Origin of the sequence: Viridibacillus arvi (genome assembly GCF_001274945.1) — a bacterium.
In the GTDB taxonomy this organism is placed as follows: Bacteria; Bacillota; Bacilli; order Bacillales_A; family Planococcaceae; genus Viridibacillus; species Viridibacillus arvi.
Genome location: NZ_LILB01000005.1, coordinates 1,412,262 through 1,428,413, shown reverse-complemented (window position 1 = coordinate 1,428,413; position 16,152 = coordinate 1,412,262). Strand labels below are relative to the sequence as shown.

Annotated in this window: 15 protein-coding genes; 6 read left to right on the top strand and 9 right to left on the bottom strand. The window is 36.5% G+C overall.

The genetic code is table 11. The features are described from left to right. Window positions 1-159 precede the first annotated feature (159 nt). On the bottom strand, window positions 160-1,182 hold the full coding sequence (locus AMD00_RS16040; protein ID WP_053417996.1) for a DUF2804 domain-containing protein: 1,023 nt from the start codon (window positions 1,180-1,182) through the stop codon (window positions 160-162). Between the two features lie 248 nt (window positions 1,183-1,430). Between AMD00_RS16040 and AMD00_RS16035 the strand changes: the two genes are divergently transcribed. Further along, the gene (locus AMD00_RS16035) at window positions 1,431-1,979 is read left to right on the top strand and encodes an amidase domain-containing protein (RefSeq protein WP_053417995.1); all 549 of its coding nucleotides are present in this window, start codon (window positions 1,431-1,433) and stop codon (window positions 1,977-1,979) included. A gap of 67 nt (window positions 1,980-2,046) precedes the next feature. Here AMD00_RS16035 and AMD00_RS16030 read toward each other — a convergent pair whose 3' ends face one another. Continuing rightward, window positions 2,047-2,640: a glycerol-3-phosphate acyltransferase gene (locus tag AMD00_RS16030; RefSeq protein ID WP_053417994.1), complete on the bottom strand. Its 594-nt coding sequence runs from the start codon at window positions 2,638-2,640 to the stop codon at window positions 2,047-2,049. A 96-nt stretch (window positions 2,641-2,736) separates the two neighbouring features. Between AMD00_RS16030 and AMD00_RS16025 the strand changes: the two genes are divergently transcribed. Both AMD00_RS16025 and AMD00_RS16020 read left to right on the top strand, forming a co-directional pair. Next, a complete protein-coding gene (locus AMD00_RS16025; protein WP_053417993.1) occupies window positions 2,737-4,557 on the top strand; it encodes a sensor domain-containing diguanylate cyclase in 1,821 nt (606 codons plus the stop codon). 137 nt (window positions 4,558-4,694) lie between these two features. Beyond that, complete coding sequence (locus AMD00_RS16020; protein ID WP_053417992.1) at window positions 4,695-5,267, top strand: nitroreductase family protein; 573 nt, start codon at window positions 4,695-4,697, stop codon at window positions 5,265-5,267. Between the two features lie 309 nt (window positions 5,268-5,576). On the opposite strand, the gene AMD00_RS16015 is transcribed toward AMD00_RS16020, so the two are convergent. Continuing rightward, window positions 5,577-6,959, bottom strand: a complete 1,383-nt coding sequence (locus AMD00_RS16015; protein WP_053417991.1) for a dipeptidase — start codon at window positions 6,957-6,959, stop codon at window positions 5,577-5,579. A 160-nt stretch (window positions 6,960-7,119) separates the two neighbouring features. On the opposite strand from AMD00_RS16015, the gene AMD00_RS16010 reads away from it, so the two are divergent. Both AMD00_RS16010 and AMD00_RS16005 read left to right on the top strand, forming a co-directional pair. Then, the gene (locus AMD00_RS16010) at window positions 7,120-8,373 is read left to right on the top strand and encodes a hemolysin family protein (RefSeq protein WP_053417990.1); all 1,254 of its coding nucleotides are present in this window, start codon (window positions 7,120-7,122) and stop codon (window positions 8,371-8,373) included. A gap of 229 nt (window positions 8,374-8,602) precedes the next feature. Further along, entirely contained in the window at window positions 8,603-9,175 is a 573-nt protein-coding gene (locus tag AMD00_RS16005) for an RNA polymerase sigma factor (protein ID WP_053417989.1), read from the top strand. A gap of 202 nt (window positions 9,176-9,377) precedes the next feature. Here the strand turns inward: AMD00_RS16005 and AMD00_RS16000 are convergent, their stop codons facing one another. The 6 genes from AMD00_RS16000 to AMD00_RS15975 form a co-directional block, all read right to left on the bottom strand. Beyond that, on the bottom strand, window positions 9,378-9,806 hold the full coding sequence (locus tag AMD00_RS16000; RefSeq protein WP_053417988.1) for a MarR family winged helix-turn-helix transcriptional regulator: 429 nt from the start codon (window positions 9,804-9,806) through the stop codon (window positions 9,378-9,380). A 25-nt stretch (window positions 9,807-9,831) separates the two neighbouring features. Next, complete coding sequence (spx, locus tag AMD00_RS15995) at window positions 9,832-10,236, bottom strand: transcriptional regulator Spx (RefSeq protein WP_053417987.1); 405 nt, start codon at window positions 10,234-10,236, stop codon at window positions 9,832-9,834. A gap of 201 nt (window positions 10,237-10,437) precedes the next feature. Continuing rightward, window positions 10,438-11,325 (bottom strand): YitT family protein, encoded by an 888-nt coding sequence (locus tag AMD00_RS15990; RefSeq protein WP_083446254.1) that lies wholly within the window; start codon window positions 11,323-11,325, stop codon window positions 10,438-10,440. Window positions 11,326-11,544: 219 nt separating this feature from the next. Continuing rightward, a complete protein-coding gene (locus AMD00_RS15985; protein WP_053417985.1) occupies window positions 11,545-13,107 on the bottom strand; it encodes an ABC-F family ATP-binding cassette domain-containing protein in 1,563 nt (520 codons plus the stop codon). 605 nt (window positions 13,108-13,712) lie between these two features. After that, window positions 13,713-13,901 (bottom strand): SE1832 family protein, encoded by a 189-nt coding sequence (locus AMD00_RS15980; protein WP_038180262.1) that lies wholly within the window; start codon window positions 13,899-13,901, stop codon window positions 13,713-13,715. A gap of 80 nt (window positions 13,902-13,981) precedes the next feature. Further along, the gene (locus AMD00_RS15975) at window positions 13,982-15,061 is read right to left on the bottom strand and encodes a PseG/SpsG family protein (protein ID WP_053417984.1); all 1,080 of its coding nucleotides are present in this window, start codon (window positions 15,059-15,061) and stop codon (window positions 13,982-13,984) included. 146 nt (window positions 15,062-15,207) lie between these two features. On the opposite strand from AMD00_RS15975, the gene AMD00_RS15970 reads away from it, so the two are divergent. Continuing rightward, entirely contained in the window at window positions 15,208-16,008 is an 801-nt protein-coding gene (locus AMD00_RS15970; RefSeq protein WP_053417983.1) for an oxidoreductase, read from the top strand. The last annotated feature ends 144 nt before the right edge of the window (window positions 16,009-16,152 follow it).

Here is a 16,152-nt window from a genome sequence, read left to right as displayed (position 1 = left end):
GAGAAAAATTAACGCTACTCAGGAAGAAATTATCCCTACTCAGAGAAGAACTATCACTTCTTGATGAGACCGTCGCTGCTCAAAAAATCTCAAGACCACATTTTAACAACGCCCCAAGATAAAAGGACAGCCTCTCAATCGAAACAGAGGCTGTCCTTTTTACCATTTAGCTAAATGTTCTTCGGCGGTGCCGATTAATTGTTGGATGGGTAAGTAACAACCACTGTCCAATCGAACGCGACCGTTAAAATAGCCAACCATTTGATGCACTTCGGATTTGATAACTTTGGCGTTTGTTGTAGCAATACGTTCAAAGAATGGGGTGAATGTAAGTTGAACATCATCCGTGAATTTAGATTTAATATGCCAAGGTTGCATAAAATCTTTTGCATTGTATTCGAAAATAACATCTTCATGGATTTTAGTCATTTTACCATCTAGGAATATTGCATTTTCCGTCATGCCGGTGCCATCTGTCCATTGGCCACCTAAGTTTAGGCCGATTCGGTGACCTCTACATTTTTGGGAAGCCATAGCCCAGTTCCAAGTTGCTTCACGTGGCCAAACGCCACGACCGTAATCGAGTACTGCGTAGCACTCTTCTTCTTGAAAATTATAACGTTTTTCACCTATTTTTACGTAACCGTTAGTTGGTAATGAATGATGTTTCCCAGTAAATTGGAAGGTTTGACGATTCCAAGGGATGACCACATTGAGAGAGTCGTCGTCTACAGGGTGTTTGATTGTTAAGTCAGCATGCAGTAAATCGCCATCAAAATCAGGGATAGTGACTGTCATTTGTGTTTCATTTTGCGCGTATAACAGTTGGATTTTCATATCATCGTGAATGAAATTTACAGTTTCTAATACGTTTGTAGGCATTTTTACTTTATTGCCCAAGGGAATGGTGATTGTCTTTTCAAAGTAACGTTGAGTTTCGTAATCTAAGAAGTAGACGAAACAAACAGCAGCATAATCTAAATGGCTAATAGTTGCAGAGAACATAATTTCATCTCCGAAAACACACCAATAATTCCATTTCTTTTTACGCATGAAATGGCCTTTCAAATTACTATTGATAATTGGTTTTCGAGCGAATCCTATGGCAGCGGGATTTAGATTACCCTTCTTGTCACATAATAATGTCGACTCAACAATTTCTTTTTCTGCGTGCTGTGTCAATTTCGAACACCCTTTCAAACGTAAAATAGGAGAAACAAATTAGTTGTTTTCATTGTACCAAATTTTTGACTTATATTGGGCGATTCAAATAAGGAATATTGAAATTGTTGTATAAATGTAAAGACACTGACAAATATCATAGAAATGTAATATTGTGAATAATAATTTGAGGTCCTTTATAAATGGGTGAATTTAGTTGAAACGACTTTTAATGACAAAATAACTACTTTATAAAATCTTTTGGGATGATGGAAATATTAAATCAGGGCAGTGCATATACTTGGGTAAGGAGGTGTGATGGAGCAGTTTACAATCGACAAGCAGCTGTCGCTTACGCCGATAAATGGTGGGACAGCTACAATCCATCATTTCCGCGATTTGATGTGGATTGTACTAATTATATATCGCAATGTCTTTTTGCAGGCGGTGGACCTATGTGGGGATCGCCAAACCGATCGGAGGGATGGTGGCTTAAAGGAGGGAATTGGAGTTTTAGTTGGAGTACACCGCATTCATTACGTTGGTATTTAGAAACTTCAAAGAAGGGACTGAGGGGAAAACAAGTATCATCTGCCTATGACTTAGAACTTGGAGATATTATTTTTTACGATTTCCAAAATGATGGACGAATAGATCATTCTGTCATTGTTACAAGTATTCAAGATGGTGAACCTCTAGTGAATGCCCACACATCCAATAGCTTTCATCGACCATGGGAATATTTAGACTCAAGTGCTTATACACCGAATATGAAATACTACTTTTTTCACATAGAAGATGTTATATTACCAATATAATAAAGTACCCGACCTATTCAATGGATAATAGGTCGGGTTTGCTGTGTTTTCAAAAAAAAGCGGAATATTATAATGTTGATTTTTTTGATTTCCAAGCTTTTTCTTGATAGGACTCGATAATGTCAAAGCGATGTTTGTAAACTATGATTAGAATAATAAGAACGATTGGCCAAGCAACTGGTAAACATCCGCTGTAAATAATTGATCCTATATAACATACATAACCCAAAAGCATACTTAGTGTTGCGCTTTTTAGGAAAGGAATTGGAATTAAAAATCCAACGACAAAAGCTAAAAATAATAGAGGATTAAAAGCAAGTGTAACTCCGACAAAAGTTGCAATACCTTTACCGCCTTTGCCTTTTAACCAAAATGGAAATAAATGCCCGATAATGACAAGGGCACCAGCAACTGCAATTGAAAATTCTGTTTCGTTCAGCAAGTAGCCCAGTAGAACAATGAGTAACCCTTTGCTACCATCACCAATTGAAGTTATTAAAAATGCAGATTTACCAATAACTGCACCAGCATTTCTAGCACCTAAATTCCCGCTACGATGCTCACGTAAATCGATATTTCGCCATTTGCCAACCCACCATGCAGTCATGAATGTACCAGCGAAGTAACTCATTAGCCAATAACAAATCGTCAAATAAGACATACAAAATCCTCCAGACTCTTTTTTACAGTATGTAGGAAAAATAACTATGAAAACAACCCTTTTTTTAACGATCATCAAATATTTGGAGGATTACAATTGAGAAAGATAAGTGCATTACTACTATTTGTAATCATCCTCAGTGGCTGTACATTAGTTGATTTTGAAACTAATTCCCAAATCAAATACGGTTTATTAGTACTCAATCACACAGATATAGCAGAGAATTCTGTCATTCCATTACGAGGTGAATGGTTATTTTTCACTCATGAATTACTATCTACTAAAGAAATAGAGAAGAGGGTGAAAACATCAAATGTAGATAAAGCATATTTGCCGAGCTCTTGGAATGACCTTTTAGGGAGTGTGAAAGGCTATGCAACATATGCTCTCTATTTGCAAATTCCTAAAGAGCAGATTGGTCACACATTTGCGCTTTCTACTCGTTTCCAATCAAGTGCCTATACATTGTTTGTAGATGGAATACCCATTTCATCGAGTGGTTCTGTTGGTACTTCGAAAGATACATCAGCTCCTTCAACGACACCTAGAATTGGCTATTTTGTTCCTAACGCTGAAAAGATTTTAGTCGTTTTGCACGTGTCTAATTTTGAAGACATTGTTGGTGAAGCAAGTGAAGAGATTTTATTTGGACAAGCAAATGCTATAGTCAATTATCATTCAGATCGACAAGCAGCTCTGTTATTTATGAATGGCAGTGTAATTATTATAGGGATATATCACATAATTATATTTTTATATAGGAAAACTGAACGGCTTTTCCTTTATTTTGGTTTGTTGAGTCTATTCATAGTGATGCGTTCACTTTTCGTAGGGCCAATGCTTTTGCAAATGCAGTTTTCACATTTGACTTGGTTTTTACTAAAGCGTATAGAGTACTCATTAATCTATGGATCAGTTCTTACTTATATAGCCTTTATTTCTCGACTATTTCCTAGAGAAGCTGGTAAAAAGACAGTTTATATAGTGATGGCAATAGTCATGCCACTATTATTTCTAACTTGGGTGACGCCACCGAGCTTCTTTAAACCTCTATTCTTTGATGTGTTTCCCCTTGCTTTTATACTTATGATTTGCATAACGATTATATTAGTAAAGGCTTGTGTAAATAAAAGACCTACTGCTCTAATGAATTTAATAGCAAATTTATTGTTTTTTACAACGATAGTGAACGATTATTTGTTTGCCAAGGGTTTAATAGATACACTCATGCTTTCAATTTACGGATTTTTCTTCTACGTCATTTTGCAGGCATTTAATTTAAGCCGTAATTACGCAAGAAATTTCTATGAATCTGAATTACTCAGTAAGAAATTAATGATATTAAATACATCACTTGATAAAAAGATTCATGAAAGAACATATGAACTACAGGTGAAAAATGAGCAATTGAAGGAACTGACTGAATTAGATGGCTTAACTGGTATTAATAATCGGCGCTATTTTGAAGACCGACTACCAATCTGTTTCCGTGAAAGTTACAAAGATAAGTGGCCGCTAACAATACTCATGATTGATATTGATGAATTTAAAAAATATAACGATACATATGGACATCTAAAAGGTGACGATCTTATTTGTCATACTGTGAATATAATGAAGGATATCGTACCTGACCGAGGCGTGATTTCTCGTTATGGTGGAGAAGAATTCGCAATCGTTATTCGAAAAATGGATGAAGTTGAAGCAAGGTTACTTGCTGAGAAAATACGCAGTTCAGTTGAAAATGCTAAATTTGAACATAAAGGTAGAAGTGATACACAATTTGCAACTATTAGCATCGGTGGTACTACGACATTTATGCATTCATTTGAATCAGTCAGTGATTTTGTCGAAGCAGCAGATCAAGCACTTTATCAATCAAAAAATAACGGTCGCAACCAAACGAACTTTTTATAAAAAAAGTGATAGGGATTTCTTTCGTCATTTTTTGTTTTTTTTTAGGAATATGGTATGGTGGATAGTGATGCATACATAAGTCGTATGATGAAACTTACTGCCAAATTGTAAAGATTTGCAGAGTAGGAGTGATAGAAATGAAGGAACAATCATTAACAGTAATAGAGGCAATTACACAACGTCGTTCCATTAAAATGTTCAATGGTCAGCCAATTGATCGTGAAGATTTAATGTCGATAATTGACGATGCGGTATGGGCACCTAATCATGGTAACCGTCAACCTTGGCGATTAGTAGTGGCATGTGGTCCTGAATTAGAACCATTAAAAGACCTTATTCGTGAATTTGCTGTCCCAAATTGGAAAGAGCTTTCGGAAGATGAGCTTCAAAGTAAGATGAGTAAATTCTCATTGCCAGGTGCATATGTATTTGTAGTCATTCCAGAAGATGCTCGACAAAAAGAACGTTTAGAAGACTTCGCTGCAGCAAGTAGCTTTATACAAAATATGCAACTACTTGCATGGGATAAAGGAATCGGTGCATGCTGGAAAACTCCTGCATGGCTAGATAATCCAAAATTCCGTGAACCAATGGGTGTAAAAACAGGTGAACGCATCATCAGCATGTTACAATTCGGCTACTACGACCTTGTACCAAAAGAAAAGCCACGTAAATCAGCAAGTGAAATTGTAACCATTTTTGGTGAATAGAATTATATACTAACAATAGTACTTCTATTAGAATTCCCGCATGCGTTAACTAAACGTATGCGGGATTTTTTTGATCGGGGAGTGGTGAGTAGGTTAAAAGAGAGCATGAGTGAATCAAAAGAGTGGACGCGTAGGTTAAATAGTTGCCTGAGTAGAGCAAAAGAAGAGGAGAGTATGTTAAATGTGAGCTCAAGCAATGCAAAATAGAAGTTTGAGTAATAGCAACTAAGCACTAAATCTTCTATTAGATCAGTTTTGTACATAAAAAAACGCTCCTCTTTTAAAAGGAGCGGATTAATATTTTTTTATTTATAGGGCATCCTTATCAACTGCTGCTACTTCGTAGTAGTAGTCACTGATAACACGAAGTCCTTTGTCATAATTTTCTAGATGGAAGTGTTCGTTTGGTGCATGGAAGTTTTCGCTTGAAAGTCCGAAGCCCATTAAGATTACTGGAGTTCCTAGAATTTCATCAAATGCTGCGACGATTGGAATTGAACCGCCACCACGAATATATGCTGTTGGTGTGTTATATACTTTTTCGTAAGAACGTCCAGCAGCTTGGATTAGTGGATGATTCATTGGTGTAATGAATGGTTTACCTTTATCGAACTCAGTAACTGTAATTTCAACACCAGTTGGCTTGTGCGCAGCGATATGTGCTCGTAGCTTTTCTACAATTTCTTCGGGATCTTGGTTAGGAACAAGGCGACAAGTTATTTTTGCACCAGCTTCTGCAGGTAAAACGGTTTTAATACCTTCGCCAGAGAAACCACCGAAAACTCCGTTTACTTCTAGTGTTGGGCGCGCCCATGTATGTTCAAGATAAGTGTAGCCCTTTTCACCGAATAATTCTTTCACACCAATTTCCTCTTTGATACCTTCTTCGTCAAAATCTAAGGCACGAAATGCTGCGCGTTCTTCGTCCGTAAGAGGAAGAACATTGTCATAAAAGCCATCTACTGTAATAGTGCCATGTTCGTCATGGAAGGATGCCAAAATATCAGCTAAGGAATGTATTGGATTTTGTACGCCACCTCCATAAAGTCCTGAATGAAGGTCACCTTTAGCTCCACGAATATCTATTTGTACCCCTGTTAAACCACGTAAAGCATAGCAAACAGCAGGTTTCCCAGGTGCGTAAAGACCTGTATCTGAAATTAAAACTAAATCTGCAGCTAGGTAGTCTTTATGTTCCTCGACGAATGAAGGTAAGTTTTTACTACCAATTTCTTCTTCACCTTCGATTAAAAATTTCACGTTCACAGGTAGCTCACCGTTTATTTGCATTAAAGCTTCTATGACTTTAATATGCATGAACACTTGACCTTTATCGTCACTTGAACCACGTGCATATAAAATATTGTCGCGAATTTCAGGTTTAAACGGTTCGCTATCCCATAAGTTTAAAGGATCAACAGGTTGTACATCATAGTGACCATATACTAAAATAGTTGGTTTACCTTCAGCGTGTAACCAATCTGCAGTAACAGCGGGGTGGCCACCAGTTTCATTGATTTTGATGTTTTCTAATCCGACTTTTTTCATAGCATCACCTAAAAAAGCAGCGGCCGTTTTCATATCTTCTTTATGTTCAGATAAAGAACTGATACTTGGAATAGATAAAAACTGCTTTAATTCTTCCAGATGTTCCTCGCGTTTGGTAGTGAAATATTGGTCTATACTATTCATAATTATCCCCCATTTCGAAATATTCGATAATATAATAATTATAGCATATCCCTTAAATTAATTAGAAAGGTACACATGAAAAGAGGGAGATTATCAATAATATGGTATATTATCTATATGAAAATGTACTGAATTCGTTTATTAACAGGAGGAAGTTTAGTTGGAGTTTATAGGTTTAATCATATGTTTGGTGGCGTCATTTTTCTTTTCAGGCAGTGAAACAGCGTTAACAGCTATTAATAGGATGAAGGTCCAGTTGCGTGCTGAGCAAGGAGATCGCATGTCTGAAAAATTGTTTTTGCTCATTTCGCATCCGGACCGCATGATTACAACAATTTTAATCGGGAATAATATAGCGAATATACTACTGCCAACATTCTTAACTATCATCGCACTTCGACATGGTTGGCAGCTTTCAGTAGCTACTACAATTTTGACAGTTATTATTATTATTTTTGGAGAAGTTCTTCCAAAAACAATCGCAGTAACATTTGCGGATAAAATTGCTTACATGGTCGCTCCGATAATTGCATTGCTAGTGAAAATTTTGCGCCCAATTACATGGATTATCCAAAAGTTTACGAATATTTTTATCCAAATTATTTCAAATGGGGCAGTGAAAGAAGCCATACTAACAAAAGAAGAGCTTCGATCGATGGTAGACATTGCTTCTACAGAAGGCACATTTGCTTTTGAAGAATCAGAACGACTTAAAGGTGTTATGGATTTTCCAGATAAAGATGTATCTGATGTTCTTGGTACACACAGAACAGAGGTTATTGGGCTTTCTATCCATTCAACATTTGAAGAGGTGCGCGATACAATTTTAGAATATTCGTTCACTCGTTATCCAGTTTACGATGAAAGCATGGATGATGTTGTCGGTATGTTCTATTCGAAGAAATTTATAGAATGGACATTAGACCCGTCTAAAACGCTTGATGATTTTATAGATCGTGAACCACTATTTGTCGTTTCAAATATCAATGTAGAGAAAGTATTTAAATTAATGCTGGCTAAGAAAAAGCATTTAGCTATAGTTCTTGATGAATACGGCGGGACACTTGGGATTATTTCACATGAAGATATAATAGAAGAAATGATTGGACAAGAAATCGAGGATGAATCAGATGAGGAAGAGGAGTCACTCATTTATGAAGTGACTGAAACTAAACTTGTTTGTCATGGTCGTCTTGAAATTGTCGAGGCGAATCGGGTTTTTGAAGTAGATATTCCACAACTTCACGATACATTAGGTGGTTTTGTTTTGGAACAATGCGTTCATGTTCCAGAAGAAAATGAATCATTCACTTATGAAAATTTGCATGTCGTTGTAAATGAGATGGATGATAATCGAATCGTCAAATTAACGATTACTAAGAAGCCAGTCGAACATGAAAAAGGGAAAGAATAATTGCAAATAAATAAAATCCTATCCAGGAAATTGGGTAGGATTTTTCTTTTGTAATGTAAAATGTCACTTAAGAGTGTTGATAAATCAACGTTTTAAAAACTAGATTACATGATTTATATGCTAACCTTACATGAATGTAATTAAATTGAAAGAGAATCCGATAGAGTGAAAGGTTTGTTTTTGCGACAATAGGTTTAACAAAGCAAGACGCGAATCGGAGGTAATGAAAATGAAAACAAATACAAAAACAAATACAAATACAACACTTGAAACAGTTTATGAGGAATATAATCGTTATATATATCATTTATGTCTAAAACTAACTCGCAATAAAGCAGAGGCAGAGGACTTAATGCAAGAAGTTTGGGTAAAAGTTGTACGTTATGAATCTTATGTAGCTGACGTAGATCACGTCAAAGCTTGGTTAACTACAATTTGTATGAACACTTTCCGCGACCGTTATCGCAAAAATGTTCGTCGTAGTAAATACATGATGAACCAACCTGATACTTTAGACGTTCCTGTGTTAGATTTGGTTCCCAATAATGAACTATCTACTGAGGAAGTTATTGAGCAAGATGCAATCGCTCAAATTGTGCAAGATAAAATCGGTAAACTAGATACTATATATCGTACGACATTAGTATATTTCTATGTAAATCAATACTCACTTGTTGAGATTGCAGAATTAATGAATGTTTCAATCGGTACAGTTAAATCTCGTTTATTCCGTGCGAAACAACGTCTAAAAGAAATGATGATGGCTGATCAATCTTCAGTTGAGGCAATTATGCCTGCTTAATCTATAGTTGTCCGTTAATCAAAAGTCGGGCAATCTATACAGAGATCGCCGCCTTGAAAAACGGTAAATATATAAGAAGATAGCTACTCAAGTGTGGGTAGCTATTTTTGTATGGTAGGGAAATATGATGGTTCAATTATATGATTTGGCCATTTTTGCCCAAAATAAAACCGCTAACATAAATATTTCATGTTAACGGTTGTTATGAACCAAATAAGCATTTAGAGAAAATCTTACTGAGCGTATGAATTTCTTCTTCGCTGAGCATGCCAAACATTTTTTCGATAATTTCATTTACATGGCGATGTGCCTTTGATAGGAGTTCTTTGCCAGTATCTGTAATTTCAAGTTGTGATGCACGACGATCTGTTTCATTTTGCGTCTTTTTAACAAGGCCAGTTTTTATTAGTTTGCTAGTTAGAACAGTTACTCCACCTGTTGTCACTTGAAGTTTTTCAGCGATAGCTGAAGGACGTTTTGGACCTTCGTTATTTAGAAGATCTAGTATTAAAATATGCGTTTTAGAAAAGCCTAGACTGTTCTGGCTATTCCACTCATTTGCCCATTTGCGCTCTAAAGTAGCAACTACTTCAAATAATGAAGAAATGCTTTCTCTTCTAGCATCATTCATATTACTCATCTCCAAAATGTTTCATTCAGCCTTCTAGTGAAAGGCGTTGCATTTCATAAAGCTCATAAGCACGCACCTTGCGTGGGATGAAACGACGAATATCCATATCATTATAGCCAACTTGTAGGCGTTTTTCATCGACCAAAATGGGGCTACGTAGCATTTTTGGATGATCCTTTACAATATCATATAGTTCTTGAATAGAAAGTTGATTAATATCGCAATTTAAGTTTTTGAAGTCTTTAGAGTTTGTAGAAATAATTTCGTCTGTACCATCTTCAGTCATGCTTAAAATCAATTTGAATTCAGGCAATGTTAACTGATCAGAAGTAATTCTTTTTTCAGTGAAAGAAATGTTATTTTCCTTTAGCCACTGTAAAGCCTTTTTTGATGATGTACAGCTCGTTTGAGTGAAAATTGTAACAGCCATCTTTTTATCCCGCTTTCTCTACTGATTATTATACTTATATCTTACAAGTAAGATATATATAAGTCAATGGTTTTTATATAAAAAACAAGTTAAATTAACGTCTAAAGCAGAAAATTTGAATTTCCGACAAATTTAGTAGCTGCTAAATAAAAAAATCCACTGTACTAATTATGCCCAGTGGATTTTGAAAGTATGAGTTATTTAGTGAACATCTTTTTTCTTAAAGTTTCCGCCTTGAATTTCAGTCATATTACTGAAAGCAAGGAATGCAGAAGGATCAACGTCTTCTACAATGTTTTTTAACTTAGATTCTTCTAAACGGCTGATGACACAGAAAATCACTTGTTTATCATCTTTTGAATAGCCGCCTTGTCCATTTAAATACGTGATACCGCGACCTAAACGAGACATAATTTGATCTCCAATTTCATCCGCTTCATCACTAATAATCCAGATAGATTTCGTTTGATTCAAGCCTTCGGAAACAAGGTCGATTGTTTTGAATGCAATGAAATATGAAATTAGCGAATACATAGCTCGGTCAAAACCGAATACGAAGCCTGCACTACCTAAAATAAATAAGTTCATGAATAAAATAATTTGTCCTACAGAGAAGGGCAACTTTTTATTAAATAAAATGGCTAATGTTTCACTACCATCCAAGCAACCTCCAGCTCTGATTGCAATCCCAACACCTATTCCTAGTAATATACCACCTAGAACTGTAGCTAGTAGAGTATCATTTGTGAATGCTGATGAATTATGCATAAATGAAGTCGCTATTGATAAAACGACAATCCCATAAGCGACTGAAAAGGCAAATGTACGGCCAATTTGTTTATAGCCTAAATATAGAAAAGGTAAGTTAAAGAGGAATAGGAATAACCCTAGTGGAAGATTTGTAAGGTGAGAGGCCATAATGGCAATACCAGTGACGCCACCATCAATCAAGTTGTTTGGGATGAGTACCATTTCCAGCCCAACAGCCATGATAAGTGCTCCTATTGTTAAAAAGAAAAGTTTAATTACATTTTTCTTAAGTTTATTTTTTTTCCTTTGTACTATTTTAGCTTTCTTGTCTGAATCCATAAAAAACACCATCCTTATAATAATTTTTACACGATATGTTGCTGATTTCAAGGGATATCTATGAAATCATGGTAAATGTATAGGATTTGAAAAAACTCCGCAAAAGCGGAGTTTTAGTTTTTAGAGAAATAATAAACTTCAGGCGCTCAAAGTCAAAGAGCGGCTTTGGCTTCCGCCTTCCAACGACCTCGCAGCTGAACGAGCGCCTTTAGCATTTAATTATTGATGTCCAGTTGAGAACCATTCTGCTACGTCCCATACTTTTGTTACTAGGCCATCGTAAAATTCAGGTTCGTGGCTGACTAGGATGATTGTGCCTTTGTATTCTTTCATAGCACGTTTTAGTTCTTCTTTAGCATGAACGTCTAAGTGGTTTGTCGGTTCATCGAAAAGCATCCAGTTACTTTCATCCATCATTAATTTACAAATACGAACTTTTGCCTGTTCTCCACCACTAAGTTGATTTAACGGGCGAGAAATATGCTCGTTTTTCAAACCTGTCGATGCTAGGACTGCACGTATTTGACTTTGTTCCATGCTAGGGTATGCATTCCAAACGTCTTCAATAGGTGTGATGTTACCCGCTTTAACTTCTTGTTCAAAATAAGAAGGGAAGAGGAAGTCACCGCGTGTTACTTTACCACCAAGAGGTTGGACTTTGCCAAGCATGGTTTTTAATAGTGTTGATTTACCAACACCATTCATACCAACAAGGGCAATTTTTTCACCACGTTCGATTTCGAAAGTAAGTGGTGGTAATAATGGCTTGTCCTTGTCGTAGCCAATTAATAGATTTTCAGCTTCTACGACATAACGGCCAGAACTACGAGATTCTTTAAAGTTGAATTTTGGTTTTGCTGCTGTTTCAGGACGGTCAATACGCTCCATGCGATCCAATTGTTTTTGGCGTGATTTTGCTCGGCCAGTTGTAGAATATCTCGCTTTGTTTTTTGCGATGAAACCCTCTTGTTTTTTAATAAATTCTTGTTGCTTTTCATAAGCATCGATATGTTGACGCTTGTTAATTTCAGCTAGTTCTAAGAATTTCTCGTAAGTAGCAGTGTAGCGAGTTAGTTTTGAAAATTCTAATTGGAAAATAACATCGACTACGCCATTCATAAATTCTGTATCATGTGAAATTAAGAAGAATGCGTGTGGGTAACCTTTTAAATAATTTGAAAGCCAAGTAACATGCTCTTCATCCAAGTAGTTTGTAGGCTCATCAAGTAATAAAACTTTTGGCTTTTCTAATAGAAGCTTCGCAAGTAATAATTTTGTACGTTGACCACCAGAAAGTGCTGTTACATCACGTTCAAGACCGATTGCATCTAAACCAAGTCCACGCGCAACTTCTTCAATTTTCATATCTAATGTATAAAAATCTCCTGCATCTAAAGCGTCTTGAATTTCTGCCATCTGTTCTAATAATTCTTCTAGCTCTTCAGGTGTTGCTTCAGCCATTTTGCCTGTAATTTCGTTCATCTCAGCTTCTTTTTGATAAAGCGGTAAAAAGGCATCGCGTAAAGTTTCACGCATCGTTTTACCTGGTGTTAACAAAGTATGCTGATCCAAATAACCGTAATGTGTGTTTGGCAACCATTCAACTTTGCCTTGGTCGTGGATTAGTTGTCCCGTGATAATACTCATTAATGTAGATTTTCCTACACCATTGGCTCCAACAAGACCAACATGTTCTCCCTCTACGATGCGGAACGATACATCTTTAAAAAGTGTACGGTCGCCGAATGTATGGCCAAGATTTTCAACTGTTAAAATACTCATTATTTTGTCCTCCATATAAAATACGACAGCTGCACTTTGTAAGTAAATATTCGTTTTCAAACGTATAATTTTAAACGTGGCGAGTCGTATTTCTTGTTATAGTTAGTAGTTTGATTTGGGTTTGGGCCAACAGGATGTTGGTCAGGTAGCCGTTGCCACAGGACGTGGCGAACTTAGGCTATCTTCCTTTAAATGGGCCCATCAGCATTTAGAAGAGATATCCGGCTTCAGGCGCTAGCGGCTCGGGTCGTTTCAGTCGGGTGCTCAAAGTCAAAGAGCGACTTTGGCTTCCGCCTTCCAACGACCTCGCAGCTAGACGAGCGTCATCAGCATTTACAGATATCCAGCTTCAGGCGCTAGACTCTCTGGACGTTTCGGTCTCTCGGCACAAGACAAAAAGCGTCTTGTGTTCGAGCCCTCCAACGCCTGTCGAGTCTGAACGAGCGCCATCAGCATTTAATTAGATATCCAGCTTCAGCGGCCAGCCCCTCGAGGTCACTTCAGTCTCTCGGTCAAAAGCTGAAGTGATGCTTTTGATTCGAGTCTTCCAGTGCTTGTCGGGGCTAAACGGGCCGCATCAGCATTTACAATAAAAAAACCCGCAGTTATGACAACGCTGCGAGTTGTTTGTTCAATTCGGCTAGTTGTTGCTCCATGTCTTTTAGGCGTTGTTCGGCCTGCTCGACAGCTGATCCGTTCCCGATTGAATCGAGTTTTTCGATGTCACCTTGATGACGGATGTAGTCACTTTTTAGTTCTAATATTTGGTATTCAATTTCGGCTTTAGTAGGCATGAAAATACTCCTTTAAGTAGATTTCGACTATTACCATGTCGAATTCTGGGAATGAGACAAATTTCAACACAGCTTTTCTGTTATTGTATCATACGTGGGGTTTTCTTGGTGTGATCTTGTACTAAAAAAGCCTGTGCTTTTGGTGTTCTATGCGCAAAATTAATGAGCATGGAATAGATGTAATGGTTGTTACTTTGTAAATCGAGCTTTTTTTGATTTCTTATGGCGCGGTCGCGACGTGCTTCATGCAAAAGAAGTTCCATAACAGCATTTTGCAAGTGAGATTGTTTTAATTTGCGACCACTTCCAAGTTGAATAAAACCATTTTGATCTCGAGGAAATGCATGCATAATTTCTGTTTCATTTTGAGAGATGACGATACAAGGGATACCTACAACTGCAACTTTATAAGGGGTATAACTTGCTGAACAAATGACGATTTGCGCTTGAGTAAGTAGAGATTCCAGCATATCAGCAGCTTGTATAATAGTAATATTCCTGCGACTTAAAGCCATCATCTTCAATTCATCTATATCATGGGCATACGAAGGATCTACTAATACAGAGATACGTACAGGAATTTGTAGTTGCATTAAGTGGCGCATAGTCCGATATGTTAAATTTTCCGGATCACTACCTTCATATACCACGACAATATGAGGTCTTTCTCCTTCATCTTCAATAGAAGTAATAGCTGCGATTTTTTCAGGTACAACGAATGAAGATGGTCCAGTTAAGTAATGAGGATCTACTTTTTCACGGATTTCTCTATAAAGTGTATGCAACACGCAATCCGCTGCTTTACCACCTTCACCAAAATCATCAAAATGAACGAGAGCAGGAACAATTTCTTTTAATTTCTCCGTATCTTCGAGTTCTGTATTTATGCCATCACGTACAAGTAAATCAGGCTTTAATTTAGATATATATTGAAGCAACTGTTTTTGATCGCGGTAAGAAATAGGCTCTATTCCTGTCGCAGCTAGCTTTTTCAACGCTAGCTCAGAAGGTTGCTTAATGAAAATAAGAATTTTTTCATCGCTGAACATCTTAACAAGTGTCGCGATTCTTTCAACGGGGTATAGGTCATTATGTGATGAAACTTCAACTGCAAATGCAATCGTTTTTTTAGAATGATTTTCTGTTTGGTTATTAGTCATTTAAATCCCATCCTTTCAACTTATCTATCTACTTTATGGTGGGAAATTAATGATTATGTCTGTAAAATCACTAGAATGTAAGATACACAGGCTAAACTATCCGTAACTTTGGACGGTATATAGATTAGGAAAGGACGTGAACAGTTATGTTGATGCGTTCAGCTATTGTTGTTGGAGCAACTGGTTTGACGGGAAAGGAGCTTGTCAAAGTCCTTTGTGAGAGTGAAAAGTACGCGGAGATTACAGTAATTGCTCGCCGTGCATTGAATTTTAAACATCCAAAACTTGTTGTGAAAATTCGTCAGTTTGATCAATTGGAAGAAGCAGATTTCAAATTTGCACATGAACTTTACTGCTGCCTAGGTACTACACGTAAAAAGGCAGGTTCAAAGGTTATGTTTGAAAAAGTTGACCTTGAATACCCAGTGAATATCGCATCGATAGCAAAAAAATGTGGTATCCCACATGTACTTGTTATTTCGGCTATGGGTGCAAATGAAAATTCTAAATTTTATTACAATCAAGTAAAGGGAAAAATGGAATATAATTTAATTGCACTGGAATTACCTCAATTATCGATTTTTAGACCATCATTATTGTTAGGAATTCGTGAGGAAGTACGGCCAACAGAGAAAATTAGTGGGGTAGCGATGAATATTTTGAATCCTATATTCATGGGTTCACTAAAAAAATACCGTGCTATTCCTGCTAATAATTTAGCAAAAGCTATGTATAGTGTAGCTATAAAAAATACAAAACATAAGGTTAGGGTATTTGAATCTGAAGAAATTTCAATGATTGGAAAAATTGATTCATTAGTTGATGATCATGAAGAAATAATCGACGAAGAACCTATTTTTAATTGGGAAAAACGCCAAGATATTTTCATTGAAAAGGAAATACTAGAAGAAGAAAAAATAGATAAGCCTTTAAATGATAGACAATAAAATTTATAAACTGTTGAAGAGATTATATGTTTTGTCAAAAATGAAATTTATAATAAACCACATTTCTAAATGCGTGGAGTTTTACTATGCTTCAGCGAAAAATGTAACTTTCTGTTCCGTCTAAAGACTGAAATTGTGTCGAAA